Source organism: Pseudomonas farris, from assembly GCF_019145235.1.
Taxonomy (GTDB): domain Bacteria; phylum Pseudomonadota; class Gammaproteobacteria; order Pseudomonadales; family Pseudomonadaceae; genus Aquipseudomonas; species Aquipseudomonas farris.
Genome location: NZ_JAHSTV010000015.1, coordinates 49,431 through 74,848 on the forward strand (window position 1 = coordinate 49,431; position 25,418 = coordinate 74,848).

Annotated in this window: 24 protein-coding genes; 19 read left to right on the forward strand and 5 right to left on the reverse strand. The window is 59.4% G+C overall.

What is annotated here, in order from left to right; genetic code table 11:
- Positions 1-24: 24 nt before the first annotated feature.
- Complete coding sequence (locus KVG95_RS26380; protein WP_217858480.1) at positions 25-975, forward strand: hypothetical protein; 951 nt, start codon at positions 25-27, stop codon at positions 973-975.
- A gap of 232 nt (positions 976-1,207) precedes the next feature.
- Positions 1,208-1,747 (forward strand): hypothetical protein, encoded by a 540-nt coding sequence (locus KVG95_RS26385; RefSeq protein WP_217858481.1) that lies wholly within the window; start codon positions 1,208-1,210, stop codon positions 1,745-1,747.
- Between the two features lie 149 nt (positions 1,748-1,896).
- Here the strand turns inward: KVG95_RS26385 and KVG95_RS26390 are convergent, their stop codons facing one another.
- Positions 1,897-2,508: a glutathione S-transferase gene (locus tag KVG95_RS26390; RefSeq protein WP_217858482.1), complete on the reverse strand. Its 612-nt coding sequence runs from the start codon at positions 2,506-2,508 to the stop codon at positions 1,897-1,899.
- A 96-nt stretch (positions 2,509-2,604) separates the two neighbouring features.
- Positions 2,605-3,525 (reverse strand): MurR/RpiR family transcriptional regulator, encoded by a 921-nt coding sequence (locus KVG95_RS26395; protein ID WP_052966863.1) that lies wholly within the window; start codon positions 3,523-3,525, stop codon positions 2,605-2,607.
- A gap of 310 nt (positions 3,526-3,835) precedes the next feature.
- On the opposite strand from KVG95_RS26395, the gene KVG95_RS26400 reads away from it, so the two are divergent.
- The 14 genes from KVG95_RS26400 to KVG95_RS26465 all read left to right on the forward strand — a co-directional run bounded on the left by KVG95_RS26400 (position 3,836) and on the right by KVG95_RS26465 (position 21,953).
- Positions 3,836-5,773 (forward strand): bifunctional 5-dehydro-2-deoxygluconokinase/5-dehydro-2-deoxyphosphogluconate aldolase, encoded by a 1,938-nt coding sequence (locus KVG95_RS26400; protein WP_217858483.1) that lies wholly within the window; start codon positions 3,836-3,838, stop codon positions 5,771-5,773.
- Between the two features lie 176 nt (positions 5,774-5,949).
- Positions 5,950-6,843 carry a myo-inosose-2 dehydratase gene (gene iolE, locus KVG95_RS26405; protein WP_050681562.1) on the forward strand — a complete coding sequence of 298 codons (894 nt, stop codon included), beginning with the start codon at positions 5,950-5,952 and terminating at the stop codon, positions 6,841-6,843.
- Positions 6,840-7,649 (forward strand): 5-deoxy-glucuronate isomerase, encoded by an 810-nt coding sequence (iolB, locus tag KVG95_RS26410; RefSeq protein ID WP_217858484.1) that lies wholly within the window; start codon positions 6,840-6,842, stop codon positions 7,647-7,649. Before iolE ends, iolB begins: the two co-directional genes overlap by 4 nt.
- A gap of 30 nt (positions 7,650-7,679) precedes the next feature.
- A complete protein-coding gene (locus KVG95_RS26415) occupies positions 7,680-9,182 on the forward strand; it encodes a CoA-acylating methylmalonate-semialdehyde dehydrogenase (RefSeq protein ID WP_217858485.1) in 1,503 nt (500 codons plus the stop codon).
- Positions 9,183-9,208: 26 nt separating this feature from the next.
- Positions 9,209-10,030 carry a TIM barrel protein gene (locus KVG95_RS26420; RefSeq protein WP_217858486.1) on the forward strand — a complete coding sequence of 274 codons (822 nt, stop codon included), beginning with the start codon at positions 9,209-9,211 and terminating at the stop codon, positions 10,028-10,030.
- 167 nt (positions 10,031-10,197) lie between these two features.
- On the forward strand, positions 10,198-12,129 hold the full coding sequence (iolD, locus tag KVG95_RS26425; protein ID WP_217858487.1) for a 3D-(3,5/4)-trihydroxycyclohexane-1,2-dione acylhydrolase (decyclizing): 1,932 nt from the start codon (positions 10,198-10,200) through the stop codon (positions 12,127-12,129).
- 31 nt (positions 12,130-12,160) lie between these two features.
- Positions 12,161-13,186, forward strand: a complete 1,026-nt coding sequence (iolG, locus tag KVG95_RS26430) for a bifunctional inositol 2-dehydrogenase/D-chiro-inositol 1-dehydrogenase (RefSeq protein ID WP_217858488.1) — start codon at positions 12,161-12,163, stop codon at positions 13,184-13,186.
- A gap of 146 nt (positions 13,187-13,332) precedes the next feature.
- Positions 13,333-14,193 (forward strand): sugar phosphate isomerase/epimerase family protein, encoded by an 861-nt coding sequence (locus tag KVG95_RS26435; RefSeq protein ID WP_063343275.1) that lies wholly within the window; start codon positions 13,333-13,335, stop codon positions 14,191-14,193.
- Positions 14,194-14,347: 154 nt separating this feature from the next.
- The gene (locus tag KVG95_RS26440) at positions 14,348-15,400 is read left to right on the forward strand and encodes a Gfo/Idh/MocA family protein (protein ID WP_217858489.1); all 1,053 of its coding nucleotides are present in this window, start codon (positions 14,348-14,350) and stop codon (positions 15,398-15,400) included.
- Positions 15,401-15,767: 367 nt separating this feature from the next.
- Positions 15,768-16,694, forward strand: a complete 927-nt coding sequence (locus KVG95_RS26445; RefSeq protein ID WP_048397052.1) for a sugar ABC transporter substrate-binding protein — start codon at positions 15,768-15,770, stop codon at positions 16,692-16,694.
- A 69-nt stretch (positions 16,695-16,763) separates the two neighbouring features.
- Positions 16,764-18,329 (forward strand): sugar ABC transporter ATP-binding protein, encoded by a 1,566-nt coding sequence (locus tag KVG95_RS26450; protein WP_217858490.1) that lies wholly within the window; start codon positions 16,764-16,766, stop codon positions 18,327-18,329.
- A 56-nt stretch (positions 18,330-18,385) separates the two neighbouring features.
- A complete protein-coding gene (locus tag KVG95_RS26455; protein ID WP_217858491.1) occupies positions 18,386-19,408 on the forward strand; it encodes an ABC transporter permease in 1,023 nt (340 codons plus the stop codon).
- A 327-nt stretch (positions 19,409-19,735) separates the two neighbouring features.
- Positions 19,736-20,140, forward strand: a complete 405-nt coding sequence (locus KVG95_RS26460) for a TraR/DksA family transcriptional regulator (RefSeq protein WP_007907888.1) — start codon at positions 19,736-19,738, stop codon at positions 20,138-20,140.
- Between the two features lie 589 nt (positions 20,141-20,729).
- Positions 20,730-21,953, forward strand: a complete 1,224-nt coding sequence (locus tag KVG95_RS26465) for a methyl-accepting chemotaxis protein (RefSeq protein ID WP_437180807.1) — start codon at positions 20,730-20,732, stop codon at positions 21,951-21,953.
- A gap of 73 nt (positions 21,954-22,026) precedes the next feature.
- Here the strand turns inward: KVG95_RS26465 and KVG95_RS26470 are convergent, their stop codons facing one another.
- The 3 genes from KVG95_RS26470 to KVG95_RS29930 all read right to left on the reverse strand — a co-directional run bounded on the left by KVG95_RS26470 (position 22,027) and on the right by KVG95_RS29930 (position 23,053).
- Positions 22,027-22,266 (reverse strand): DUF2789 domain-containing protein, encoded by a 240-nt coding sequence (locus KVG95_RS26470; protein WP_007907886.1) that lies wholly within the window; start codon positions 22,264-22,266, stop codon positions 22,027-22,029.
- Between the two features lie 150 nt (positions 22,267-22,416).
- Positions 22,417-22,647 carry a hypothetical protein gene (locus KVG95_RS26475; protein ID WP_052966877.1) on the reverse strand — a complete coding sequence of 77 codons (231 nt, stop codon included), beginning with the start codon at positions 22,645-22,647 and terminating at the stop codon, positions 22,417-22,419.
- 157 nt (positions 22,648-22,804) lie between these two features.
- Positions 22,805-23,053 carry a hypothetical protein gene (locus KVG95_RS29930; protein WP_225923322.1) on the reverse strand — a complete coding sequence of 83 codons (249 nt, stop codon included), beginning with the start codon at positions 23,051-23,053 and terminating at the stop codon, positions 22,805-22,807.
- A gap of 410 nt (positions 23,054-23,463) precedes the next feature.
- Between KVG95_RS29930 and KVG95_RS26480 the strand changes: the two genes are divergently transcribed.
- The 3 genes from KVG95_RS26480 to KVG95_RS26490 all read left to right on the forward strand — a co-directional run bounded on the left by KVG95_RS26480 (position 23,464) and on the right by KVG95_RS26490 (position 25,274).
- Entirely contained in the window at positions 23,464-23,934 is a 471-nt protein-coding gene (locus KVG95_RS26480; RefSeq protein WP_007907879.1) for a hypothetical protein, read from the forward strand.
- The gene (locus KVG95_RS26485) at positions 23,934-24,137 is read left to right on the forward strand and encodes a hypothetical protein (RefSeq protein WP_030130591.1); all 204 of its coding nucleotides are present in this window, start codon (positions 23,934-23,936) and stop codon (positions 24,135-24,137) included. Before KVG95_RS26480 ends, KVG95_RS26485 begins: the two co-directional genes overlap by 1 nt.
- Before the next feature lie 120 nt (positions 24,138-24,257).
- Positions 24,258-25,274 (forward strand): ABC transporter substrate-binding protein, encoded by a 1,017-nt coding sequence (locus KVG95_RS26490; protein WP_052966878.1) that lies wholly within the window; start codon positions 24,258-24,260, stop codon positions 25,272-25,274.
- Positions 25,275-25,418 lie beyond the last annotated feature (144 nt).

Genomic DNA, 25,418 nt, shown 5'->3' on the forward strand with positions numbered 1-25,418 from the left:
ACACCTGCCTGGAGCACTACAACAATGAACAGATCCTCTGATGGTTTTTATCCTGTCGCAGATGAGTTCAGCACGCTCTCGGGCGTGTCCTGGGCCGCTATCTTTGCCGGGGCCGCGGCGGCTGCGGCGTTATCGCTGATCCTCGTGCTGCTTGGTTTTGGTCTGGGTTTTTCGGCGGTTTCGCCGTGGGCCCATGAAGGCGTCAGCGCCAAAAGCCTGGGTATCTCGACGATTGTCTGGCTGGCCTTTACCCAGATCGTGGCTTCCGGGCTCGGCGGCTACATCGCCGGTCGCTTGCGGGTGAGGTGGGCCTACGTGCACGGCGATGAGGTTTACTTCCGTGACACGGCCCATGGCTTTCTGGCCTGGTGTATCGCGACGCTGGTGACCGCAACCCTGGTGGTTGGTTCGGTCAGCAACATCGTCAGCGGTGGCGTGCAGGCCGGGGCAACGGTCGCCGGCGGTGCCGCCAGCGCCATGACCCAGGCTGCCGGCAGCGCGGTCGGCAATACCGACAGTGACCCGTACGGTTACTTCATCGACAGCCTGTTTCGCGATGATCGGCCCGTCGCCGTCAGCGAAGACGCCGTCAATGGCACCGTTACCCGGATCTTCGCGCGCAGCCTGCGTAACGACGGTCAATTGGCGCCCGAGGATCGGGCTTACCTGGCGCAATTGGTCGCGCAGCGGACCAACCTGACTCAAGCGGACGCCGAACGCCGTGTCGATGAAGTCTATGCCCGCACCCAAAAAGCCGTCGCCGACGCCAAACTGGCGGCGCAACAAGCGGCCGACACCGCAGCCAAAGTCGCAGCCTTGACCGCGTTGTGGATGTTCGTCGCGTTGCTGGCCGGTGCATTTTTTGCCAGCCTCGCCGCGATCTTCGGCGGTCGTCGTCGGGATGCCGTGGAGTACCTGGAAACCGATGCCTACGTGACCACCACCACAACCACGACACTGCCACCTATTCGCTAACCCAGGAGAACTATCATGCGCTCTATATTGCTGTTCTTTCTCGGCGTACCGATCCCGATCATCATTCTGATTGCCTTGCTCACGTGACCCCTTTGAGGCATTTGCCTGCGCCGCTTCTATCCAAGGTAGAAGCGGCGTTTTGCTTTTCGGGTGCCTAAGCAGCGAGAATCGCCTCAGTGGGAGCACAACCGCTCCCACTTTTGATTTTGTGTTGCCTGACAGGAGAAATACCTTGGACAAAAAGGAAAGCAAACGGCAACTGGTGGCGATGCTCGAAAGCGGGCGTTCGAAGACCGAAATTTTCAAGACGCTGTCCGGCGGGGAGGTCAAGGATCGCGTGTTGGCGTACTGGATCGGTGCCTATGCGGACCCTGCACTCTGTCAGCGGCACTCCGGCAAGATTAAGACTTTACTTGTCCTGACGATTGCTCAAGCGTTGCTCGGTGCAGTCTTCGGTTACTTCCTGGGCTCGATGATCGGGCCAGGTGCCGCCGTGTTTTTTACGCTGTTTGCCGCAGGGGTGCCGCTGTTGTTCGCCTGGGGTTTTTATAAGAACGTTGCGCAGGCCTACACCATTTACGTGATCCTGTCCCTGAGCCAGTTTCCGCGAATGTTCCAGGGGTTTGAGGAAGATCCGCTGCTGACGCTCGTCGGTGCCGGGATCACCTTGGGCATGGTGTTTTTTGTCGCTTACCTCAAGACGCTGTTGTTCCCGGACCTGGGATTCCTCGGCTCGAAGAAGGTCAAAGGGCACTACGTGTTTTCCAGCTGAAGATCGGTGCCGAACGTGGCAGAAATGGAATGCTTGAGGACGCCTTCGCGGGCAAGTCGGATCGCCGCACCGCTCGCTACAGGTCATGCGCCGATCATGTGGGCGCTGACGATCGTTCCCACGCAGAGCGTGGGAACGATCGTTGTGGCTCAGTTAATCGGCGTACCGACAAACACCTCAAGCCCCTCGGCATACTCTGTGAACGCGCTGATCCGCGGAAACTGCGCGGCCTGCACCTGATCCGGTACCACCAGGTTGGTAAAGCTCCAGGCCACCGCCAGGGTAATCCCGTCTTGCGCAATCGAACCGTCGGTCTTCAGCGGCTGTTTTTCCAACTCCCGCTCCAGCGCCGAATACGCCGCGGCCAATTGCCCTTCGACCCGGTCCACCCAGGGCGCGTATTGAATCTCCGCTGGCCGCAGGTTGCGTTCGTAGTAAAGCTGCACCGATTTTTCGCACGCTGCCAACGCCAGGCCGATCAGCCGTAGCGAGCGCAAGCGTTGATCCGGATCGTTGGGTATCAGGCTTTTACCCGGCGCGGCCAGAACCTCCAGGTAGTCGATGATCAGCGTCGAATCCATCAACACCTCGCCATCATCCAGCACCAGTGTCGGGGCCTTCACCACCGGGTTGATTTGCTGGAATTGCTCGAAGTTTCTGAACACCGAAACCGACTCGTGCTCCAGCGGTATGCCCAGGCATTTGGCGGAAATGGCGACGCGTCGCACGTAGGGCGAATCCAGCATGCCGATCAGTTTCATTGAGCCTCTCCTTCAGACGGTCCTTGGGGGAGGGACAACCTTAGCTGAGGTTCAGCGACCTGCAAACGGCCTCGCGCTAATCCTCAAAGGCTATCGCTAATCCTCAAAGCCTACCTGCTCATGAATCTCATCAACCTTCAATTCCAGTCGATAAGCCACGGCGATAAACAGCGCCTGGCACAGGCACAAGGTCGCACTCAACGAGCGGAAGGCAAACGAACTGCCTTCGTTGACCAACAGCACGGTGTTGGCGCGCTTGGCCAAAGGGGAAAGATTGCTGTCGGTGATGATCAGGGTTTTCGCCTGATTGTGCTGGGCAATACGCAGGCAGTGCTGGGTTTCCTTGCCGTAGGGCGTGAAGCTGATGGCGATCACCAGGTCATTGGCGCGCACGCTGCGCATCTGCTCGCGGTAACTGCCGCCGAGGCCCGACACCAGGTGGATGCGCTTATTGGTGTGTTGCAGGTTGTAGACCAGGTAATCAGCCACCGCGAACGAGCGGCGCACCCCCACCACGTAGATGTTATCGGCATTCACCACCAGGTCCACGGCTTTGTCGAAGGCCTGGTCATCGAGTTCCAGCCCCAGCCGTTCAATGCCAGACAGGGTGGCGTTGATGCATTCGCGCGCCAGATCGCCGCCACTGGCCTTCTGGGACTTGTTGGCGATCATGCTGCGGATGCGTTGCTGGTAGTTCTGCACCGGCGTGGTTTTGTGGGTGTAGGCCTCGCGGAACAGCGCCTGCATTTCGCTGAAACCACTGAAGCCGAAACGCTGGGAAAACCGCACGATGGCCGACGGGTGCACTTCGCATTCACGGGCGATGTCGCTGATGCGGTCGACCATGATCCGGTCGCTCTGCTGGCTCATGTAGCTGGCGATGCGTTTGAGCTGGCGCGGCAGGCTTTCATATTCATCGGTGATCAGCTGCAACAAACGCTCGGCATTGATCGGAGGGCTGGCGAGATCGCTATCGGGCGTGCTCTCGGTCGTAGCCGGCTGATCGGTGCGGGACATAAGGAATCCTTCTGGCTTGTGCTTATAGAGATGACAGGCAGGTCATCCCCTGACAATAGGTTGGCTGTGCGCAGTCTACAGGGTAGGCCGGAATAAAATCTTGAGCTTGCGGCCGTCATCGGGTCTGCTGAAACGATGCACCGTGTCTGGAGCGCTTGTGTAGAAGTTTATTGGAAAAAATATTCCACGTAAAAAATATTTAGAATAATTATTGATTGTTCGGTCCCGGTCGTTTTAGTCTGCATCCACCAAGAGTGTTCGGCGCCTTCATCGCCCCGAACGCAGGCTGATAAAAATAACAGGAGCCAGCATGGGCCAGACTCGTTTTGCCAGTGGGCGTCAATTGGATCTGATTTGCCTGGGGCGCCTAGGCGTCGACCTCTATGCGCAGCAAGTCGGGGCGCGGCTGGAGGATGTGAGCAGCTTCGCCAAATACCTCGGCGGTTCGTCCGCCAACATCGCTTTCGGCACCGCTCGGCTGGGTCTGAAGTCGGCGATGCTGAGCCGGGTAGGGGACGACCACATGGGCCGCTTCCTCGTTGAATCTCTGACCCGCGAAGGTTGCGACGTCAGCGGTATCAAGGTCGATCCGGAACGCCTGACCGCCATGGTCCTGCTGGGCCTCAAGGACCGCGAAACCTTTCCTTTGGTGTTCTACCGCGAAAACTGCGCCGACATGGCGTTGCGCGCCGAAGACATCAACGAAGCCTTTATCGCCTCCAGCAAAGCCCTGCTGATCACCGGCACCCATTTCTCCACCGACGGCGTCTACAAGGCGAGCATCCAGGCGCTGGACTATGCCGAGAAGCACAACGTCAAACGGGTGCTGGACATCGATTATCGCCCGGTGCTCTGGGGCCTGGCCGGCAAGGCGGACGGCGAAACCCGGTTCGTCGCTGATCAGAACGTCAGCCAGCACGTGCAGAAAATTCTTTCGCGTTTCGACCTGATCGTTGGCACTGAAGAAGAGTTTTTGATTGCCGGCGGTTCCGAGGATTTGCTCACCGCGCTGCGCAATGTTCGGCAACTGAGCGCGGCGACATTGGTGGTCAAGCTCGGCCCGCAAGGCTGCACGGTGATTCACGGGGTGATTCCGGCGCGTCTTGAAGACGGCGCGATCTATCCCGGCGTGCGCGTCGAGGTGCTGAATGTGCTGGGGGCCGGCGATGCCTTCATGTCGGGTTTCCTCGCCGGTTGGCTGGAGGATGCGAGCGACGAGCGCTGCTGCCAGTTGGCCAATGCCTGCGGCGGTCTGGTGGTGTCACGCCATGCCTGCGCCCCGGCCATGCCGACCCGCGCCGAACTCGACTATCTGTTTAACAGTCCGGTGCCGATTACCCGGCCGGACCAGGACGCCGTGTTGCAGCGCCTGCATCAGGTCAGCGTGCCGCGTAAACAGTGGAAGCAGCTGTTCATCTTCGCCTTCGATCATCGCGGGCAATTGGTGGAGCTGGCCCATAAGGGCGGGCGCGATCTGAATGCTATCGGCGAACTCAAACAACTCTTTATCAAAGCCGTGGAGCGGGTCGAAACGGATTTGCGTGAGCAGGGCGTCGAGGCTGATGTCGGCTTGTTGGCCGATCAACGCTTCGGTCAGGACTCGCTGAACGCTGCCACCGGTCGCGGCTGGTGGGTGGCACGGCCGGTGGAAGTGCAGGGCTCGCGGCCATTGGCGTTCGAACACGGTCGTTCGATTGGCAGCAACCTGATTGCCTGGCCTCAAGAACAAATCATCAAATGCCTGGTGCAATTCCACCCCGACGACGAGCCGTTGCTGCGTCTGGAGCAGGAAGCACAGATCAAGGGTTTGTATCAGGCCTCCCAGGTCAGCGGTCATGAACTGCTGCTGGAAATCATTCCGCCCAAGGATCATCCGTCGACGCATCCGGACGTGTTGTATCGCGCGCTGAAACGCCTTTACAACCTGGGCATCTACCCGGCCTGGTGGAAGATCGAAGCGCAAAGCGCCGAGGAATGGAAACAGCTCGACCAACTGATTCAAGAACGCGATCCGTATTGCCGTGGCGTGGTGCTGCTGGGCCTGAACGCCCCGGCGGCGGCGCTGGCCGAAGGGTTTCAGCAGGCCAGCCAGAGCCAGACCTGCCGAGGTTTTGCCGTAGGCCGGACGATTTTCCAGGAACCGAGCCGCGCGTGGATGGCCGGTGAAATCGACGACGAAACGCTGATCCGCCAGGTGCAGGGCACGTTCGTCGAATTGATCGACGCCTGGCGCACAGCCCGGGCCTGATGAGTTAACGCAACTCCAATGTGGGAGCGGCGGTGCGACGATTCGACTTGCTCGCGAAGACGGCGGCACATTCAACATCGATGTCGCCTGATACACCGCTTTCGCGAGCAAGCCCGCTCCCACATGGGTTCAGCGTCGTTCTTACTGATTTGTGTAAAACAATAAAAGGTGCAGCCATGCCCGCTATCCGAATTGGCATCAACCCGATCTCCTGGAGCAACGACGACTTGCCGTCCCTCGGTGGCGAGACGCCGTTGAGCACCGCCCTCAGCGAAGGCAAGGAAATCGGCTACGAAGGCTTCGAACTCAACGGTAAATTCCCCAAGGATGCCAAAGGCGTCGGTGACGTGCTGCGGCCTTACGATCTGGCGCTGGTCTCCGGCTGGTATTCCAGCCGTCTGGCCCGCCGTTCCGTGGCCGAGGAAATCGACGCCATCGCCAGCCATGTCGAGCTGCTGGCAAAGAACGGCGCCAAGGTGCTGGTCTATGGCGAAGTCGCTGACTCGATTCAAGGCCAGCGCATTCCGCTGGTCGAGCGCCCACGTTTCCATACCGAGCAGGCGTGGCAGGAATACGCCGACAAACTCACCGAACTGGCGCGCTTCACCCTGTCCCAGGGCGTGCGCCTGGCGTATCACCACCACATGGGCGCCTACGTCGAATCCCCGGCGGACATCGACAAACTGATGGCATTGACCGGCAGTGAAGTCGGCCTGCTGTTCGATTCGGGCCACTGCTACATGGGCGGCGGTGAACCCTTGCAGGTGCTGCGCAAACACATCGAGCGCATCTGCCACGTGCATTTCAAGGACGTGCGCAAACCGGTGGTGCAACTGGCGCGCAACAACCTGTGGAGCTTCCCGGACTGCATCATCAACGGCACGTTCACCGTGCCCGGCGATGGCGACATCGACTTCGGCGCCTTGCTCGACGTCCTGCTGGGCGCCGATTACCACGGCTGGTTGGTGGTCGAGGCCGAGCAGGATCCAGCGGTGGCACCAAGTTACGTCTACGCCAAAAAAGGCTATGACACCTTACGTGCACTACTCAACGAGAGGACCGCGCGATGAGCCTGTTGGTCAAAAGCAATGCACGCGGGCGAACCATGGTCGAGTTGGGGCAAGGGGAGCTGGAATACGTCGGTTTCGCTGCTTACCGCCTGAGCCTCGGCGAAACCCTGCCAGTCAACGCTGGTGACAAGGAACTGTGCCTGGTGCTGCTCAGCGGCCGGGTCAGCATCAAGGGTGAAGCGCCGGGGCAGGGCGCGTTCGACTGGGACAATATCGGCGATCGCCAATCGGTATTCGAAGACAAATCCCCGTTCGCGGCGTATTTGCCGCCCGGCAGCCAGGCGCAGGTGGTGGCGTTGAGCGATGTGCAAATCGCTGTCTGCGCCGCGCCCGGTTCGACCGCCGAAAACCTCGGTCCACGGCTGATCAAACCCGACAGCATGAAACGCAGCGTGCGCGGCAAGGGCGCCAACACCCGCTATGTCTGCGACATTCTGCCAGACACCGAGCCAGCCCATTCGCTGCTGGTGGTGGAAGTGCGCACACCGTCCGGGCACTCGTCGAGCTACCCGCCGCACAAGCACGACACCGACGATCTGCCGCATCAGAGCTTTCTCGAAGAAACCTATTACCACCAGATCAACCCGCCCCAGGGCTTCGTGTTCCAGCGGGTCTACACCGACGACCGCAGCATCGACCAGGCCATGGCCGTGGAAAACAGCGACCTGGTGGTCGTGCCCAAGGGCTATCACCCGGTCAGCGTGCCCTACGGCTACGAGTCGTATTACCTGAACGTGATGGCCGGACCGAAACGCGTCTGGCAGTTCCATAACGATCCGCAGCACAGTTGGTTGCTGGATCTCTGAATTTAAACATTCGAACGGAGAACAAGAACAATGAGTGACGCCCCGGTAATAGGTCATTACATCGACGGTCAGGTGCAGGACAGCGGCAGCGAGCGGTTCAGCAATGTCTTCAACCCGGCCACCGGCAGCGTTCAGGCGCGAGTCGGGCTGGCCAGTCAGAAGACCATAGATGAAGCCGTCGCCTCGGCTTTGAAGGCGTTCCCGGCGTGGTCCGAGCAATCGTCCCTGCGCCGTTCGCGGGTGATGTTCAAGTTCAAGGAACTGCTCGACCGCCATCACAACGAACTGGCGGAAATCATCAGCCGCGAACACGGCAAGGTGTTCTCGGACGCCAAGGGCGAAGTGACGCGCGGCATCGAAATTGTCGAGTACGCCTGCGGTGCGCCGAACCTGCTGAAAACCGAGTTCAGCGACAACATTGGCGGTGGCATTGACAACTGGAACCTGCGCCAGCCGTTGGGCGTTTGTGCCGGCGTAACCCCGTTCAACTTCCCGGTGATGGTGCCGCTGTGGATGATCCCGATCGCGCTGGTCACCGGTAACTGCTTCATCCTCAAACCGTCCGAGCGCGACCCGTCGGCCAGTTTGCTGATGGCGAAATTATTGACCGAAGCCGGGTTGCCGGACGGTGTGTTCAACGTGGTTCAGGGTGACAAGACCGCGGTCGACGCCTTGCTGCAACACCCGGACATCGAGGCGATTTCCTTTGTCGGTTCGACGCCGATTGCCGAGTACATCCACCAGCAAGCGACTTCGCGCGGCAAACGCGTACAGGCGCTGGGCGGGGCGAAGAACCACATGATCGTCATGCCCGATGCCGATCTGGATCAAGCGGCAGATGCATTGATCGGCGCCGCTTACGGCTCGGCCGGTGAGCGCTGCATGGCGATTTCGATTGCCGTGGCGGTTGGTGATGTCGGCGACCAGTTGATTGCCAAACTGCTGCCGCGCATCGATCAACTGAAAGTCGGCAATGGCATGCAGGGCGACAGCGACATGGGGCCGCTGGTGACCGCCGAGCACAAAGCCAAGGTCGAGGGCTTTATCGGCGAAGGCGTGGCCCAGGGCGCGCAGCTGATTGTCGACGGGCGCAACTTCAAGGTGCCGGGCGCCGAGAACGGTTTCTTCGTCGGCGCGACGCTGTTCGATAACGTCACGACCGAGATGAGCATCTACCAGCAAGAGATCTTCGGCCCGGTGCTGGGCATCGTGCGCGTGCCGGATTTCGCCAGCGCCGTGGCGCTGATCAACGCCCATGAGTTCGGCAACGGCGTGTCGTGTTTCACCAGCGACGGCGGCATCGCCCGCTCGTTTGCCCGCAACATCAAGGTCGGCATGGTTGGCATCAACGTACCGATCCCGGTACCGATGGCCTGGCATTCGTTTGGCGGCTGGAAGCGCTCGTTGTTCGGTGATCATCACGCGTACGGCGAAGAAGGCATCCGCTTCTACAGCCGCTATAAAAGCGTGATGCAGCGCTGGCCCGACAGCATCGCCAAGGGCCCTGAATTCAGCATGCCGACAGCCAAATAATTCACTTGTGCGGAGAACAACAAAAAATGAGCAAACCCCTGCGTTTCGCCCTGAACCGTATGGTCGCCCCACGTTTGTCCCTGCCCGCGTTCATCGAGTTGGCGGTGACGCTCAAGGCCGACGCCATCGAGATCCGCAACGACCTCAAGGGCGTCGAGATCGAGGACGGTACCGCGCCCGAACACGTGCGTGAGTTGTGCGCGGCCAAAGGCATCACCGTGCTGTCGATCAACGCGCTGTATCCGTTCGATGTCTGGAATGACGAGCGCCGTGCACACGCCCTGAAGCTCGCCGCTTATGCCCGTGATTGTGGCGCGCAGGGTTTGGTGATGTGCCCGTTGAACGACCGCGCCGATCCACGAACCGAAGCGCAGCGTGCTTCCGGGCTGCGCACGGCGTTGAGTGAACTGGCGCCGATCCTGCGGGATCACGGCATCCTTGGTTTCATCGAGCCGCTGGGTTTCGAAGAATGCTCGCTGCGGCGCAAACGCACCGCGGTCGACGCGATCAAGGCCATCGGTGGGCTGGATGTGTTCCGTCTGGTGCATGACACCTTTCACCATCACCTGGCCAGCGAACATGAATTCTTCCCCGAGCTGACCGGGCTGGTGCACATCTCCGGCGTCGAAGATGCCGAGGCACCGCTGGCGACCATCCGCGACGGCCATCGGGTGCTGGTGGGCGAGGGCGACATCCTCGGCAACGCGGTGCAGATCGAAACCTTGCTCGCTACCGGCTACAGCGGCTACCTGTCGTTCGAACCGTTCGCCGACAGCGTCCATGGCCTGGCGGATATCCAGACGGCGATTGGCGCGAGCATGGAACACCTGCAGAAATCCCTGGCCTGACACTGCTTTTGAACTGATGGAGATCAACTGTGGGAGCGGGCTTGCTCGCGAAAGCGGTGTGTCAGGCGGCTTCAATGTTGAATGTGCCGCCGTCTTCGCGAGCAAGTCGGATCGCCGCACCGCCGCTCCCACATTGATCGGATTTGCATTCACAAAAAGGTGCAAGCATGACCACAACAAGACTGACCATGGCCCAGGCCCTGGTGAAATTCCTCGATAACCAGTACATCGAGGTCGATGGGGTTCAGAGCAAATTCGTCGCCGGGATCTTTACCATTTTCGGCCACGGTAATGTGCTGGGTCTGGGGCAAGCCCTCGAGCAGGACAGCGGCGACCTGATCGTCCATCAGGGCCGCAACGAGCAAGGCATGGCCCACGCCGCCATCGGTTTCGCGAAGCAACACTTGCGGCGCAAGATCTACGCCTGCTCTTCATCGGTGGGCCCGGGTGCGGCGAACATGCTGACCGCTGCCGCGACGGCCACCGCCAACCGTATTCCCTTGCTGCTGTTGCCCGGCGACGTGTATGCGTGCCGCCAACCGGACCCGGTGCTGCAACAGATCGAGCAGTTCCACGACCTGAGCATCAGCACCAACGATGCGTTCAAGGCCGTGAGCAAATACTGGGACCGGATCAATCGTCCCGAGCAACTGATGACCGCGGCGATCCACGCCATGCGCGTGCTCACCGACCCCGCCGAAACCGGTGCGGTGACCCTGGCCTTGCCGCAAGACGTGCAGGCCGAGGCTTACGACTATCCCGATTACTTCCTGCAAAAACGCGTGCACCGCATCGAGCGCCGCCCGGCCACCGAAGCGATGCTCGGTGATGCTGTGGCCCTGTTCAAAGACAAGCGCAAGCCGCTGATCATCTGCGGCGGTGGGGTCAAATACTCGGGCGCCAATGCAGCGTTACAGGCGTTTGCCGAGCGCTTCGATATTCCCTTCGCCGAAACCCAGGCCGGCAAAAGCGCGGTGGTGTCCAGCCATCCGCTGAACGTCGGCGGGATCGGCGAAACCGGTTGCCTGGCGGCGAATCTGTTGGCCAAGGATGCTGATTTGATTATCGGTGTCGGCACTCGCTACAGCGATTTCACCACCGCGTCGAAGTCCTTGTTCAAGCACCCGGAGGTGCAATTTCTCAACCTCAATATCAGCCCCTGCGATGCACTGAAACTCGATGGCGTGCAGCTGCTGGCGGACGCCAAAACCGGTTTGAACGCCTTGGCCGATCTGTTGGGCGACTATCGCTCCAGCTGGGGCGATCAAACCCGCCAAGCCAAGGCGCAGCTGGATGAGGAAGTGGATCGCATCTATCAGGTTGAATACCAGGCGAAGGATTTCGTCCCGGAAATCAACGACCACATGGACCCGGCGGTGCTCCGCGAATTCATCGAGCTGACCGGTTCCTGCCTGACCCAGAGCCGGGTGCTCGGTGTGCTCAATGAAACCCTGGCCGATGACGCCGTGATCGTCGCCGCCGCCGGCAGTTTGCCCGGTGACTTGCAGCGCAGCTGGCGCAGCAAGGGCGTGAACACTTACCACGTCGAGTACGGTTATTCCTGCATGGGTTACGAGGTGAACGCCGCACTGGGCGTGAAGCTCGCCGAGCCTGAGCGCGAGGTCTACGCACTGGTGGGCGACGGCTCCTACATGATGCTGCACTCGGAACTGGCAACCTCGATCCAGGAGCGACGCAAGATCAACGTGGTGCTGCTGGACAACATGACCTTCGGTTGCATCAACAACCTGCAAATGGAACACGGCATGGACAGTTTCGGCACCGAGTTCCGTTTCCGTAACCCGGAAACCGGCAAGCTCGATGGCGGCTTCGTGCCGGTGGACTTCGCCATGAGCGCGGCGGCTTATGGCTGCAAGACTTACAAAGTGAACACCGTTGAAGAGTTGCAAGCTGCATTGGCGGACGCGCGGCTGCAGACGGTGTCGACGCTGATCGATATCAAGGTTTTGCCCAAGACGATGATTCACAAATACCTGTCGTGGTGGCGGGTCGGCGTGGCGCAAGTCTCCACCAGCGTCCGCACCGACGCGGTGGCCAAGACCCTCAACGAACGACTGGCCAAGGCCCGTCAATACTGATTGCCCTGAACGAACCCACAGGAGTGTTTATATGTCTTTGCTTTCCAATTCGTTGCGGATCGGCGTTATCGGCACCGGGGCCATCGGCCAGGATCACATCCGTCGTTGCAGCCAGACCTTGCTCAATAGCCAGGTCGTCGCGGTTACCGACATCAATTTGCAGCAAGCGGCCAAGGTCGTTTCCGATCTGAAACTGACTGCCGAGGTCTATCCTGACGGTCATGCGCTGATCAAGGCACCGGAAGTCGACGCGATCCTCGTGACCTCCTGGGGCCCGAGCCACGAAGAATTTGTGCTGGCGGCGATTGCCGCCGGCAAACCGGTGTTTTGCGAGAAGCCGCTGGCGGTCACCGCCGAAGGCTGCCGCAAGATCGTCGAGGCCGAAGTGGCCCACGGCAAACGGCTGGTGCAGGTCGGTTTCATGCGTCCGTACGATGAAGGGTATCGGGCGTTGAAAGCCGTGATCGACAGCGGCCAGATCGGCGAACCGTTGATGCTGCATTGCGCCCACCGCAACCCGACCGTGGGCGAAAACTACAAGACCGACATGGCGATCACCGACACGCTGATCCATGAACTGGACGTGTTGCGCTGGTTGCTCGACGACGATTATGTGTCGGTGCAAGTGGTGTTCCCGCGCAAGACCAGCAAGGCCCACGCCCATTTGAAAGACCCGCAGATCGTGCTGCTGGAAACCGCCAAGGGCACGCGCATCGATGTGGAAGTGTTCGTCAACTGCCAGTACGGCTACGACATCCAGTGCGAAGTGGTGGGGGAGACCGGCATCGCCAAACTGCCGGAACCGTCGCAGGTTCAATTGCGCAGCGGGGCGAAGCTGTCCAATGCGATTCTGATGGACTGGAAGGACCGCTTCATCGCCGCGTATGACGTCGAGTTGCAGGCGTTCATCGATGGCGTACGGGCCGGGAAGGTGGGCGGGCCGTCGGCGTGGGATGGTTTCGCGGCCGCCGTGGCTGCGGATGCATGCGTCGAGGCGCAGAACAGCGGCCAGATCGTCAAAGTCAGCCTGCCAGACCGCCCCCGCTTCTACGGCTAACTACAAATCCAATGTGGGAGCGGGCTTGCTCGCGAAGGCGGAGTGTCAGACAACATCCTTGTCGACTGAAAGACCGCTTTCGCGAGCAAGCCCGCTCACACAGGGTTGGTGTCTGGGTTCAGACCCTGGTTAAGGAGAACAAAAAAATGCGCATCGCACTAGACCCCTACATGTACCGCAACCTGTCCCTGGGCAAGATGGTCGACAAGGTTGCCGAGCTCGGTTACGAACACATCGAGCTGTCGCCCCGGGAAGATTTCCTGCCGTTCTATAAAGCCCCGCGGGTCGACAAGGCGCGGATCAAGGAGTTTCGCAAAGCCCTGAGCGACACCGGGGTCAAACTCTCTTCCTTATTACCGATGTACCACTGGGCCGCCGCCGATGAAGGTTTGCGTGTGGCCGCCGTGCGTAACTGGAAGCGCGCGATCCAGATTGCCGTGGAGATGGACTGCGAGCTGGTCAACACCGAGTTCACCGGCCAGTCGGACAACCCGCTGGTGTGCGAAAACCAGTTCATGCGCTCCATGGACGAGCTAATCCCCGAGTTCGAACGCGAAGGCATCAAGCTCGACATCCAGGCCCACCCTTATGATTTCTGCGAGCGCAATAACGAGTCCGTGGACATCATTCGCGGACTGGACCGTGACTGGATCAACTACCTCTACGCCGCGCCGCACACATTTTTCTATGACGACGGTGTCGGTGATATCGCCTCGATGCTCAAGTACGCCGGCTCAAAGCTGAGCCACCTGATCATCGCCGACACCTACAACCACAAGGCATCCTCGGGCTTGCGCTACATCGTCAACCCGCCGGGCGTCACCGCCACCGTGCACCAGCATCTGGACATCGGCCAGGGCGAGGTCGACTGGGAAGCGTTTTTCAGCACGTTGCGCGAGATCAAGTTCGATGGGATCGCGACCGTCTCGGTATTCGCCTGGGAAGACCGGCCGGACGAGTCCAACCGCATGATGCTCGAACGCGTGACCCGCGAACTCTGCCAATAACCGCGGCATACACAAAACCTTGTGGGAGCGGGCTTGCTCGCGAAGACGGTGGCACATTCAACATTGATGTCGCCTGACACACCGCTTTCGCGAGCAAGCCCGCTCCCACAAGGTCCGTGTACATCCGGTAACTAACTATAAGGAGAATGTTTTCATGCGTATCGGACTTGTCGGTTACGGCCATGGCGGCCGGTTTTTCCATGCTCCGCTGATCAGCAGTTTGCCGGCGGCGACTTTCGTGGGCGTGGTCACCCGTTCTGCCGAGCGCCGACAAATGCTGGCGGCGGAACATCCCGGTGTGCCGGCCTTCGACAGCATCGGCCAACTGGTCGAAGCCGGGGTCGATGTGTTGGTGATTTCCACACCGCTCAAAGGTCGCCCGGCGCTGGTGCTCGATGCCATCGAACACGAGGTGGCGGTGGTCAGCGACAAGCCGTTCGCTGCTGATGCGCAACAGGCGCAAACCCTGATCACCATGGCCGAGCGCCAGGGCGTGCAACTGAGCGTCTACCAGAACCGGCGTTGGGATTCGGACTTTCTCACCGTGCGCAAACTCATCGAGTCCGGTGCGCTGGGGCAGGTCACCCGTTTCGAATCGCGGATCGAGCGCTATTCGCCGCAGTCGGTGAACAACGGCAGCGGCGGCGGTTTCCTGCGCGATCTGGGCAGCCATCTGGTGGATCAGGCGCTCTTATTGTTCGGCCCCGTCACCCGGGTTTACGCCGAACTGGATTACCTCGAAAAAGGGCAGCCCTTCGACAACGGCTTCTTTATATCCCTGACCCATGCCAACGGCGTGATCTCGCACCTGGGCGGCAGTTGCCTGCAAAACACCCCCGGCCCGCGCTTTCGCGTGACCGGCACCCAAGGCTGCTACAGCGTCGACGGTCTGGATGGGCAGGAGGCGTCGACCCTTGCCGGGCTCACACCGAAATCCGAAGGCGAACGCTGGGGTGTTGAAGAGCATCGGCGTTGGGGCTGGTTTGAGCAGGGCGAGGTGCGTGAGCGGGTGCCGTCCGAGCGTGGCTGCTGGAATCAATTCTATCTACAGCTACAAACCGCGTTACAGAGCGGTGGCCCACTGCCGGTCGACGCCCGTGATGCACTGGCGACCACCCGCGTACTAGACGCTGCGCGGCTAAGTTTCGAGCGGCATCAAGTGGTAGCACTGAGCCCGTTCGAGAGTCATGGAATAAAATCAGAATAAAATTCTAAAATGAGTTGATATAGAAATTATTTTCCAATAAAGTCATTTCCAGGTTGCCGACTATCAACGTCCGATCACGCTCAAGCAGGCCTTGAACGAGTGAAGGACGCACCAAAAACAAGAAACAAAAGCCAGGTACCGTCGATGAAAACCTTCAACTCTGCTCTGCATGCTTTACGTTCCTCGCTGCACCTCTCTCGCGACCTGCCTCGCGTCTCGTTCCATTCCTTCTTTCGCTTGCTTTGCGTCGAACGCAACGGCGCCCTGGTCTGCTGTATTCCGGGGGCACCGATTGTCCGCTTGCCCACTCACTGAAATCGTCACGCCTTATCCATAAAACCAACAAGAATGTGGAGAAAGACTTTTCATGAAGACCAAGATCCGTTTCGCCTCACTGGCCTTGTCCCTGATGTTCGCCAGCGGCGCCGCACTCGCTGACATGAAGATTGGCGTCAGCATGTCGCAGTTCGATGACACCTGGCTGACCTACCTGCGTGAATCCATGGACACCAAGGCCAAGTCCTATCCCGATGGCGTCAAGCTGCAGTTCGAAGACGCCCGCAGCGACGTGGTCAGGCAGCTGAGCCAGGTAGAAAGCTTCATCAGTCAGAAGGTCGACGCCATTGTGGTCAACCCGGTGGATACCGCCGCCACCAAAAAAATCACTGAAGCAGCAGTCAAGGCCGGTATTCCGCTGGTGTACGTCAATCGTCGTCCCGATGACCTGAACCTGCCCAAAGGCGTGGTCACTGTCGCCTCCAACGATCTGGAGGCCGGCCAGATGCAGATGCAGTACCTGGCCGAAAAAATGGGCGGCAAGGGCGACATCGTGATTCTGCTTGGTGATTTGGCCAACAACTCCACCACCAACCGCACCAAGGGCGTAAAAGAGGTGCTGACCAAGTACCCGAACATCAAGATCGAGCAAGAACAGTCCGGCATCTGGTCGCGGGACAAGGGCATGACCCTGGTCAACGACTGGCTGACCCAGGGCCGCAAATTCGACGCGGTCGTCTCTAACAACGACGAGATGGCGATTGGCGCGGCAATGGCCCTGCAACAGGCTGGCGTCGCCAAAGGCAGTGTGCTGATCGCCGGTGTCGACGGTACGCCCGACGGTTTGAACGCGGTGAAGAAGGGCTCTCTGCTGGTCTCGGTGTTCCAGGATGCCAAGGGGCAGGCGGACGGATCGATCGACACGGCGGTGAAAATGGCCAAGAACGAACCGGTCGAGTCGGCCGTGTGGGTGCCGTATCGCTTGATCACGCTGCAAAACGTCGACACCTTCAAATAGCCCGTCCGTTCGATAACAACAATAAGCACGCAAGGTTGCGACGCGACCTTGCTGATGGAGGACCTGATCATGTTCGCTTCAGCGACTGCTTCGAGCACCCCGTTAATGGGTGTCCAGCCAACTGCAACACCTGTCGATGAGCCGTACCTGCTGGAGATCATCAACGTCAGCAAGGGTTTTCCCGGTGTGGTGGCCTTGTCCGACGTGCAGCTTCGGGTGCGTCCCGGTTCTGTGCTGGCACTGATGGGCGAGAACGGCGCCGGCAAATCCACCCTGATGAAAATCATTGCCGGCATCTACCAGCCGGACGCCGGCGAGTTGCGCCTGCGGGGCAAGCCGGTGGTCTTTGAAACACCACTGGCTGCGCTCCAGGCCGGGATCGCGATGATCCACCAGGAACTCAACCTGATGCCGCACATGAGCATCGCCGAGAACATCTGGATCGGCCGCGAGCAGCTCAACGGCCTGCACATGATCGACCATCGCGAGATGCACCGTTGCACCGCCAAACTGCTGGAACGTCTGCGGATCAACCTCGACCCGGAAGAGCAGGTGGGCAACCTGAGCATCGCCGAACGGCAGATGGTCGAGATCGCCAAGGCTGTGTCCTATGACTCCGACGTCCTGATCATGGACGAGCCAACCTCGGCCATCACCGATAAGGAAGTCGCGCATCTGTTCTCGATCATTGCCGACCTCAAGAGCCAGGGCAAAGGCATCATCTACATCACCCACAAAATGAACGAAGTGTTCAGCATCGCCGATGAAGTGGCGGTGTTCCGTGATGGCGCCTACATCGGCCTGCAACGGGCCGACAGCATGGACGGCGACAGCCTGATTTCAATGATGGTCGGCCGCGAGCTGAGCCAGTTGTTCCCGGTGCGCGAGAAGCCGATCGGCGATCTGTTGCTGTCGGTACGCGACCTCAAGCTGGACGGCATTTTCAAAGGCGTCTCCTTCGACCTGCATGCCGGTGAGATTCTTGGCATCGCCGGGTTGATGGGCTCGGGGCGGACCAATGTCGCCGAAGCTATTTTTGGCATCACCCCAAGCGACGGTGGCGAAATCCGCCTCGACGGCGAGGTGGTGCGCATCAGCGATCCGCACATGGCGATCGAGAAGGGCTTCGCGCTGTTGACCGAAGATCGCAAGCTCAGCGGCCTGTTCCCGTGCCTGTCGGTGCTGGAGAACATGGAAATGGCAGTCTTGCCCCATTACGTCGGCAACGGCTTCATCCAGCAGAAAGCCCTGCGGGCGTTGTGTGAAGACATGTGCAAGAAGCTGCGGGTGAAAACGCCGTCGCTGGAGCAGTGCATCGACACGCTGTCCGGCGGTAATCAGCAGAAGGCCTTGCTGGCGCGCTGGTTGATGACCAATCCGCGCATCCTGATTCTCGACGAGCCGACCCGGGGCATCGATGTGGGCGCCAAGGCCGAGATCTACCGGCTTATTTCCTACCTCGCCAGCGAAGGCATGGCGGTGATCATGATTTCCTCGGAACTGCCGGAAGTGCTGGGCATGAGCGACCGGGTCATGGTCATGCACGAGGGCGACCTGATGGGCACCCTCGACCGCAGCGAAGCGACCCAGGAACGGGTAATGCAACTGGCCTCGGGCATGTCCGCGGTTCACTAATGGATGCTGGCGGTGGCCATGGCTGCCGTCGCGACGTAATAGAAGGGTGAGTGGTTATGAACGCGATACTGGAAAACAAGCCTGCAGTGGCACCGGTCAAGAGTCGCCGGCGCCTTCCGACCGAGTTGAGTATCTTCCTGGTGCTGATTGGCATCGGCCTGGTCTTCGAAATGTTCGGCTGGATCGTGCGGGACCAGAGCTTCCTGATGAACTCCCAGCGTCTGGTGCTGATGATCCTGCAAGTGTCGATCATCGGCCTGCTGGCGATCGGGGTGACCCAGGTCATCATCACCACCGGTATCGATCTGTCCTCTGGTTCGGTGCTGGCGTTGTCGGCGATGATTGCCGCCAGCCTGGCGCAGACCTCGGACTTTACCCGGGCGGTGTTTCCGTCCCTGACTGACTTGCCGGTGTGGATTCCAGTGATCGTCGGGCTTGGGGTGGGATTGCTGGCGGGGGCGATCAACGGCAGCATCATTGCGATCACCGGGATTCCGCCGTTCATTGCCACCCTCGGCATGATGGTCTCGGCCCGCGGCCTGGCACGCTACTACACCGAAGGTCAGCCGGTGAGCATGCTCTCGGATTCCTACACGGCCATCGGACACGGCGCGATGCCGGTGATCATCTTCCTGGTGGTGGCGGTGATCTTTCACATCGCCCTGCGCTACACCAAGTACGGCAAGTACACCTACGCCATCGGCGGCAACATGCAGGCGGCGCGCACCTCCGGGATCAACGTCAAGCGGCATCTGGTGATCGTCTACAGCATCGCCGGGTTGCTTGCAGGCCTGGCCGGGGTGGTGGCGTCGGCGCGGGCCGCGACCGGGCAGGCGGGGATGGGCATGTCTTATGAGCTGGACGCGATTGCCGCGGCGGTCATCGGTGGCACCAGCCTGGCCGGTGGCGTAGGGCGGATCACCGGCACCGTGATTGGTGCGTTGATCCTCGGGGTCATGGCCAGCGGCTTTACCTTTGTCGGTGTTGATGCTTATATTCAAGACATCATCAAGGGGCTGATTATTGTGGTAGCGGTGGTCATCGACCAATACCGCAACAAGCGCAAACTCAAGCGCTGAAGCCGGACTAAACGCGAAAATGCGCCACGCCTGACCCGCGTGGCGCAGCCGTTTGTCTTCTATATACAGCCGCTCGACTGAATTTCTTGCTATAAACGCACTCCGATAAGCGGCTCAAAGCCTGCCGTAGCGCACTTTCAGGGCTTTGTCGGACAGATTTGCTGTCTTTTCAGTTGCTGAGGCCTCAAGTCGGCCTTAGACTGCCGCCCCTCGTAAATTGAGTGCCGGGTGGCGCTTGGAATAAACGGCGCCTTTCCAATGACCGCTTCAGGTTCAACGGATCGCTCCCTAATTCGCCTTAATGCACGTTTTTTTATAGAGATATCAATGACAAAGGACAAGTTGCTGGCCATGCCGGCGGATGACTACATGAATGCCGAGCAACATGCTTTTTTCTCCGAGCTGTTGCAGAACATGAAAGTCGAAACCCATGAGCGCATCGAGCAGAATCGCATCGCCATCGAGAGCCTGGACACCCCGGCCGATCCGGCTGACGCGGCTTCCGTCGAAGAAGAGCGCACCTGGCTGGTGAACGCGATCGATCGCGACCAGCGCATGCTGCCTCAGTTGGAACAGGCCCTGGAACGCATCAAGGAAGACAGCTTTGGCTGGTGCGACGACAGCGGCGAGGCCATCGGCCTGAAACGCCTGCTGATCAGCCCGACCACCAAGTACTGCATCGAAGCTCAAGAGCGTCACGAGCAGATCGACAAGCACCAGCGTCAGGCCTGATTCAGTAGCGCCCCCATCGCGGGCAAGCCTCGCTCCTACGGATGTCTGTAGGAGCGAGGCTTGCCCGCGAAGCTTTTTGTCGCCCGAAAAATCTCACTCACTTCTATTGATCTGCTTCAACCCCCCACTACTAACGGACCATAGATAATGGCGTTGTAGTGGCGTTTAATGCGATCACAACAACTAGAAGACGCGTGGGGTGACGAAGATGACGAGGGACGGATCTCTGGTTGAGGCAATGCCTGCACCAGTACTTTTGCCGAAAAACCTTTGGCTGACGCCGACCCTGCAAAGCATCGCCCTGATGCTGTTGCTGTGCGGCATGGCATTGGCTGGCTGGTCGCTTTACCTTGGCCTGCCATTGGCCGTGCTGATTATCTGGCTGCCGCGCCTGCGCTCGCGCACTCTCCCTGATGCAACCCCTGCGGACAGTTCCAGCGCCATCGCCGAATTGACTCGCGATCTTTCCTACACCACCAGTCATAACGCGTTGTCGGCCGCCGGCGTGGCCTATTCGGTCAAGCAACTGGCGGACAAACTGCAATCGCAGCTCAACGCCGCGGCGCAGATTGTCAGCAGCGCCGAAGTGATGATCACCACCGAACACGCTACATCGAAACTCAGTCGAGAAGCCTTGAACGCAGCCAGTGAAGCCCATCAGAGCAGCGCGGCAGGGCGCACGGAACTGGTCGAGTCCATTGCGCGCATGCATCAACTCAGTCAGCGCGCCAGCAGCAGCCGTGAGCTGATCGAAGCCCTGAGCCTGCGCAGCGACGATATCCAACGGGTAACGCTGGTAATCCAGTCCATCGCCAGCCAGACCAATTTGTTGGCGTTGAACGCGGCCATTGAAGCGGCGCGGGCCGGCGAGCACGGTCGCGGCTTTGCGGTGGTGGCCGATGAGGTACGAGGGCTGGCCGCGCGCACGGCGACGGCGACCGGTGAAGTCGGGGAGATGGTTGCCGACATTCAACAACGCACGGCGCAAGTGGTGGAACAGATTCGTCAACTGGCGAGTGATCTGAATACTGGCGTCGCGCAAGTCGAGCATACCGGACAGCACCTGGAAAACATCGCGCGCCTGGCCGCCGGCGTCGAAAGGCAGGTCGGGGAAATCGCTCAGGGCGCAGACACCAACCGCGAGCAACTCGACAGTCTGTTCCATGCCATCGAACAGATGCGCAGCGATCTGGCGATCAGCGACCAGCAGACTCAGCGGCTCGCCCAGGCAGCGGTGCAAATGGAAGGGCAGGCCGAAACCATCAGCGAACGTCTGGCCGAAGTCGGACTGGATGACTATCACCAGCGAATTTACGACCTGGCCCGCGAAGGGGCGAGTCAGATTGCGGCACGCTTCGAAGCGGATATCGATCAGAGCCGGATCAGCCTCGATGACCTGTTTGATCGCAATTATCAGGCGATCCCCAACACCAGCCCGGCCAAATACCAGACCCGCTTCGACCGCTACACCGATCAGGTATTGCCGGCGATTCAGGAACCGTTGTTGCCGCGCCATGAAGGTCTGGTATTCGCCATCGCCTGCACGCAGCAGGGTTATGTGCCGACCCACAACACCGTGTTCAGCAAACCGCTGACCGGTGATGTGCAGGTCGATACCCTGCAAAACCGCACCAAGCGCAAATTCGCCGACCGCACCGGGATCCGCTGTGGCAGCCATCAGCAGGCCGTGCTGTTGCAGACTTACACCCGCGACACCGGTGAACTGATGCACGACCTCTCGGTGCCGATCATGCTCAAGGGCCGGCATTGGGGTGGTTTGCGCCTGGGTTACAAGCCGGAAAGTCCTCGCTGAGAGGAAGCGTGCAGGGCTGCCTGGTTGGCGCAATTGAGTGCCGAAATGCCCGACAGCCTGCATTGAACCCAGGCTAGTGGATCTGGTGCATGCGCAGGTTCAGGTCGTCGACCACATGCGCCCAATCGGCGTCTTCACGCAGTTGTTCTTTGAGGAAGCCGGCTTGTTGCGGGGTCCAGAACTCGGCGTCGATGAGTTTCTTGTCATCGGCCAAAGGTGAATGACGGGCGATGAAATCGTCGATGGCCTTCTCGCTGGAGTCCAGACCGAGCTGGTCGAACAAGCCTTTCAAATCATGTGTGGGTGAGTCCATCTTCATCTCCTTGCAGATAATCCGTCGCGTCGAGTGCGAGATCCGAGGTGCGGCTTCGTTGCATCTGAGAGGCATCTGAGAGAGCCGCGCTTCAGGAGTTCGATAGCGATATTCAAAAGCAGGGATCAGCATAGACTGCAAATCCGATGATCAGGCTTTCAATGCCCCTTCATCGACGGCAAGCTTCAGGGCTTTCGCGGCTTCCTGGGCGGCGACGGTCGCGACATCCGCGGTCTTGAACCAGCGATCCTTTTCGACCTGGTGATACGTCACAGTGGTCAACGGCGGTTTGGCGCGCATGATAATGACGGCCTGGAATTCGCCTTCGACCTCTCTGGCTTCGCCCCGGATAAAAAATTCACCGATATCAAATTCCGTCACGTAGCAGTCTTCCCTTGGAAATAGTTGTTGTGTTGAACGCCGTCCGCCCTGGGGACGGGTTTCATTGGTCGGGCAGTATGGCAGTAGTTGCCTGCCGGCGGCTGAGTTAAGTCGCCGGTGTGACGAAACGTCTATAGAAGTGAATGCGGCAGGTGTCTTAGCTGCTTGCCTCGAGTGAACGGGCAAGGGCGCAGGCATCGTTATGATTGCCGCGGAAACCTCTTACACGTCCGGTGGATATTTCCCTGATGTGGAAAAAGGCGTTGCCGGCCAATACCACCTGAAAACGTGGGAGTAGACGCTCTTCGGGCAGGAAGTCTTGCTGGCAAAGCACCATCGAATACAGAGGTGACGAGCCGTTTGTGTGCCGTGTGTGAGGCTGGGCAAAGTGAGTCAGTGTGCACATATGAAGTCCTTTTCGTGGTTTTACCGACGTGTGTACGTTGTTATGGGTAGTCTCGGTGAGCATGGCTGCTCTAGAATCGCCATCAATGGTTGGCGATTGATGCCCATCTAAAGCAATTTTTTACTGGCGATATGTCGGAAAAGTGCTTTTTTTAAAGAGATTTTTCCCTAAAGTTGGTAATCCGGTTTTATCTGGCCGTCAGAAGGGCGTTTTCCTTCAACATCTGACGACCGCCAGGCAAGACGACGTGAGGGATGTTCCAGTAATCTTCTCAAACCTCGCGATGAATGGGCCCTCTGCTCATTCCAGGATTCGACCCGGGTCATTTGGCTACACCTCGGCATTGCCGCTTTTTTCTGCTGTGCGCATTTCCGGTGCATGGCGTCATTTTCAGATGTGGGGATGTTTCCTTGGCAGTAAGTAATCTCGATATGCATGCTTTGTTCGTACTGGGTGATTTGCGCGCAAAGCTGGTTAAACAGTTTCAGTCACGTTTCGTCTACATCACCGAACAGAACGCTGAAGGCATTTACATTGCCGAGCTCGACACCGAGTCAGCGCTGGTGGTGGATGACAAACCAGGGCTTAAACTCAAGGTCGGCGATCATTTCAGCGCTTCCGTATTGCCCAGCCGCGAAGGCGGCAAGCTGGACATCAAGTTCCGCGAAATCAAACTGACGGTGTACGGGCTGGGGGATTACGCGTTCGTGACCACCGCAGACGGCCACGGCATTGTGTTCAAGGAAGGTCATAGCGTGGTGATGGTGTTCGCCGCCCACCAACAATTGCAGGAAGGCCTGACCAAAACCCTGAAAGCCGTGACTGCCAAGGCCGCCAAGTGGCGCAAGGGCGAACTGGTGACCTTCAAGGCCAGCGAGTAATGACCCTGACCCGCGCCGACTTCCACGAACAGAACCAGGCCAGTGCCCACGCCGAGGCGCAGCGGCTGTTGGCTCAAAAGGCCGTTCTACAGGGAACCTGGCTGAGTTGGGTGGCGTCACAGATCTACCTTTTGCGTCCGGCGGCGTACGCCAGCATGGTCAGAAGAGAGCTTGCACGCTTGCAGGAACCTTCCGAAAATTAATCCTCGCCCCTCGAAAGCAGGAACCTCAACTACAGTCAGATGACTGAGTATTCAGAGGCTTGCGGTCTTCTTTGTCAGGCCATCCTGCTATTTGCTGTGAACAGCACGAGGTGCAAAAGCATGAAGGGATTTCGACGGTTACTGGCCGCTACCCTGGCCACGTTCGGTTTATTGGCTTCACCCGTTCCGGTGTTCGCTGCCCAGGCGCCGATCCACTTCGCCGACCTGAACTGGGAAAGTGGCAGCCTGATCACCGATATCCTGCGGATCATCGTCGAGAAGGGCTATGGCTTGCCGACCGACACCTTGCCGGGGACGACCATTACCCTGGAGACCGCACTAGCCAACAATGACATCCAGGTCATTGGCGAAGAATGGGCCGGTCGCAGCCCGGTCTGGGTCAAGGCTGAGGCCGAGGGCAAAGTCGCGGCCCTGGGCGATACGGTCAAAGGTGCCACCGAGGGCTGGTGGGTGCCGGAGTACGTGATCAAGGGCGACCCGGCCAAGGGCATCAAGCCGATGGCGCCGGATCTGCGCAGTATCAGTGATCTGCCACGCTACAAAGACGTGTTCAAAGACCCGGAAACTCCGGGCAAGGGGCGTTTTCTCAACAGCCCGATCGGTTGGACATCGGAAGTGGTCAACAAGCAAAAGCTCAAGGCGTATGGGCTGGACGACAGTTACGTGAACTTTCGCAGTGGTTCGGGGGCAGCACTTGACGCAGAGATCAGTTCGTCGATTCGTCGCGGCAAGCCAGTCCTGTTCTACTACTGGTCCCCGACGCCGTTGCTCGGCCGTTTCAAGCTGATTCAGCTGCAAGAGCCACCGTTCGATGCCGAAGCCTGGAAAACCCTGACCGACGCCGACAACCCTAATCCGAAACCGACTCGCTCGCTGCCCTCGAAGCTATCCATCGGCGTGTCCACGCCATTCCAGAAACAATACCCGCAGATTACCGAGTTCTTCAGCAAGGTCGATTTGCCGATCGAAGCGTTGAACAAGGCCCTGGCTGACATGAGTGAAAAACACACCCCGCCACGTCAAGCGGCGGAGGCGTTCATGAAGGCGCACCCGGACGTGTGGCAGGCCTGGGTGCCGAAGGATGTGGCAGACAAGGTGTCTGCCGCCCTGAAATAAACTGATTCATGAACACCCCGGGTGACATAAATCCCGGGCGCCTTTTAACCGCGTTTGCAGCCGAGCTACCGTTCGATAGCAAATGCCCTTACAAAAACGCGCAAGGAAGTTCATCCTGCTGCGACATTTCACGCTGGATCTCTG

Bases quoted from the DNA above. Each gene is read 5' to 3' on its own strand.
- KVG95_RS26380 (WP_217858480.1), top strand. From the start codon at position 25: ATGAACAGATCCTCTGATGGTTTTTATCCTGTCGCAGATGAGTTCAGC.
- iolD (WP_217858487.1), top strand. From the start codon at position 10,198: ATGACCACAACAAGACTGACCATGGCCCAGGCCCTGGTGAAATTCCTC.
- iolB (WP_217858484.1), top strand. From the start codon at position 6,840: ATGAGCCTGTTGGTCAAAAGCAATGCACGCGGGCGAACCATGGTCGAG.
- KVG95_RS26455 (WP_217858491.1), top strand. From the start codon at position 18,386: ATGAACGCGATACTGGAAAACAAGCCTGCAGTGGCACCGGTCAAGAGT.
- KVG95_RS26490 (WP_052966878.1), top strand. From the start codon at position 24,258: ATGAAGGGATTTCGACGGTTACTGGCCGCTACCCTGGCCACGTTCGGT.
- KVG95_RS29930 (WP_225923322.1), bottom strand. From the start codon at position 23,053: ATGTGCACACTGACTCACTTTGCCCAGCCTCACACACGGCACACAAAC.
- KVG95_RS26465 (WP_437180807.1), top strand. From the start codon at position 20,730: ATGATCACCACCGAACACGCTACATCGAAACTCAGTCGAGAAGCCTTG.
- KVG95_RS26415 (WP_217858485.1), top strand. From the start codon at position 7,680: ATGAGTGACGCCCCGGTAATAGGTCATTACATCGACGGTCAGGTGCAG.
- KVG95_RS26395 (WP_052966863.1), bottom strand. From the start codon at position 3,525: ATGTCCCGCACCGATCAGCCGGCTACGACCGAGAGCACGCCCGATAGC.
- KVG95_RS26400 (WP_217858483.1), top strand. From the start codon at position 3,836: ATGGGCCAGACTCGTTTTGCCAGTGGGCGTCAATTGGATCTGATTTGC.
- KVG95_RS26460 (WP_007907888.1), top strand. From the start codon at position 19,736: ATGACAAAGGACAAGTTGCTGGCCATGCCGGCGGATGACTACATGAAT.
- KVG95_RS26420 (WP_217858486.1), top strand. From the start codon at position 9,209: ATGAGCAAACCCCTGCGTTTCGCCCTGAACCGTATGGTCGCCCCACGT.
- iolG (WP_217858488.1), top strand. From the start codon at position 12,161: ATGTCTTTGCTTTCCAATTCGTTGCGGATCGGCGTTATCGGCACCGGG.
- KVG95_RS26390 (WP_217858482.1), bottom strand. From the start codon at position 2,508: ATGAAACTGATCGGCATGCTGGATTCGCCCTACGTGCGACGCGTCGCC.
- KVG95_RS26435 (WP_063343275.1), top strand. From the start codon at position 13,333: ATGCGCATCGCACTAGACCCCTACATGTACCGCAACCTGTCCCTGGGC.
- KVG95_RS26445 (WP_048397052.1), top strand. From the start codon at position 15,768: ATGAAGACCAAGATCCGTTTCGCCTCACTGGCCTTGTCCCTGATGTTC.
- KVG95_RS26440 (WP_217858489.1), top strand. From the start codon at position 14,348: ATGCGTATCGGACTTGTCGGTTACGGCCATGGCGGCCGGTTTTTCCAT.
- iolE (WP_050681562.1), top strand. From the start codon at position 5,950: ATGCCCGCTATCCGAATTGGCATCAACCCGATCTCCTGGAGCAACGAC.
- KVG95_RS26470 (WP_007907886.1), bottom strand. From the start codon at position 22,266: ATGGACTCACCCACACATGATTTGAAAGGCTTGTTCGACCAGCTCGGT.
- KVG95_RS26450 (WP_217858490.1), top strand. From the start codon at position 16,764: ATGTTCGCTTCAGCGACTGCTTCGAGCACCCCGTTAATGGGTGTCCAG.
- KVG95_RS26485 (WP_030130591.1), top strand. From the start codon at position 23,934: ATGACCCTGACCCGCGCCGACTTCCACGAACAGAACCAGGCCAGTGCC.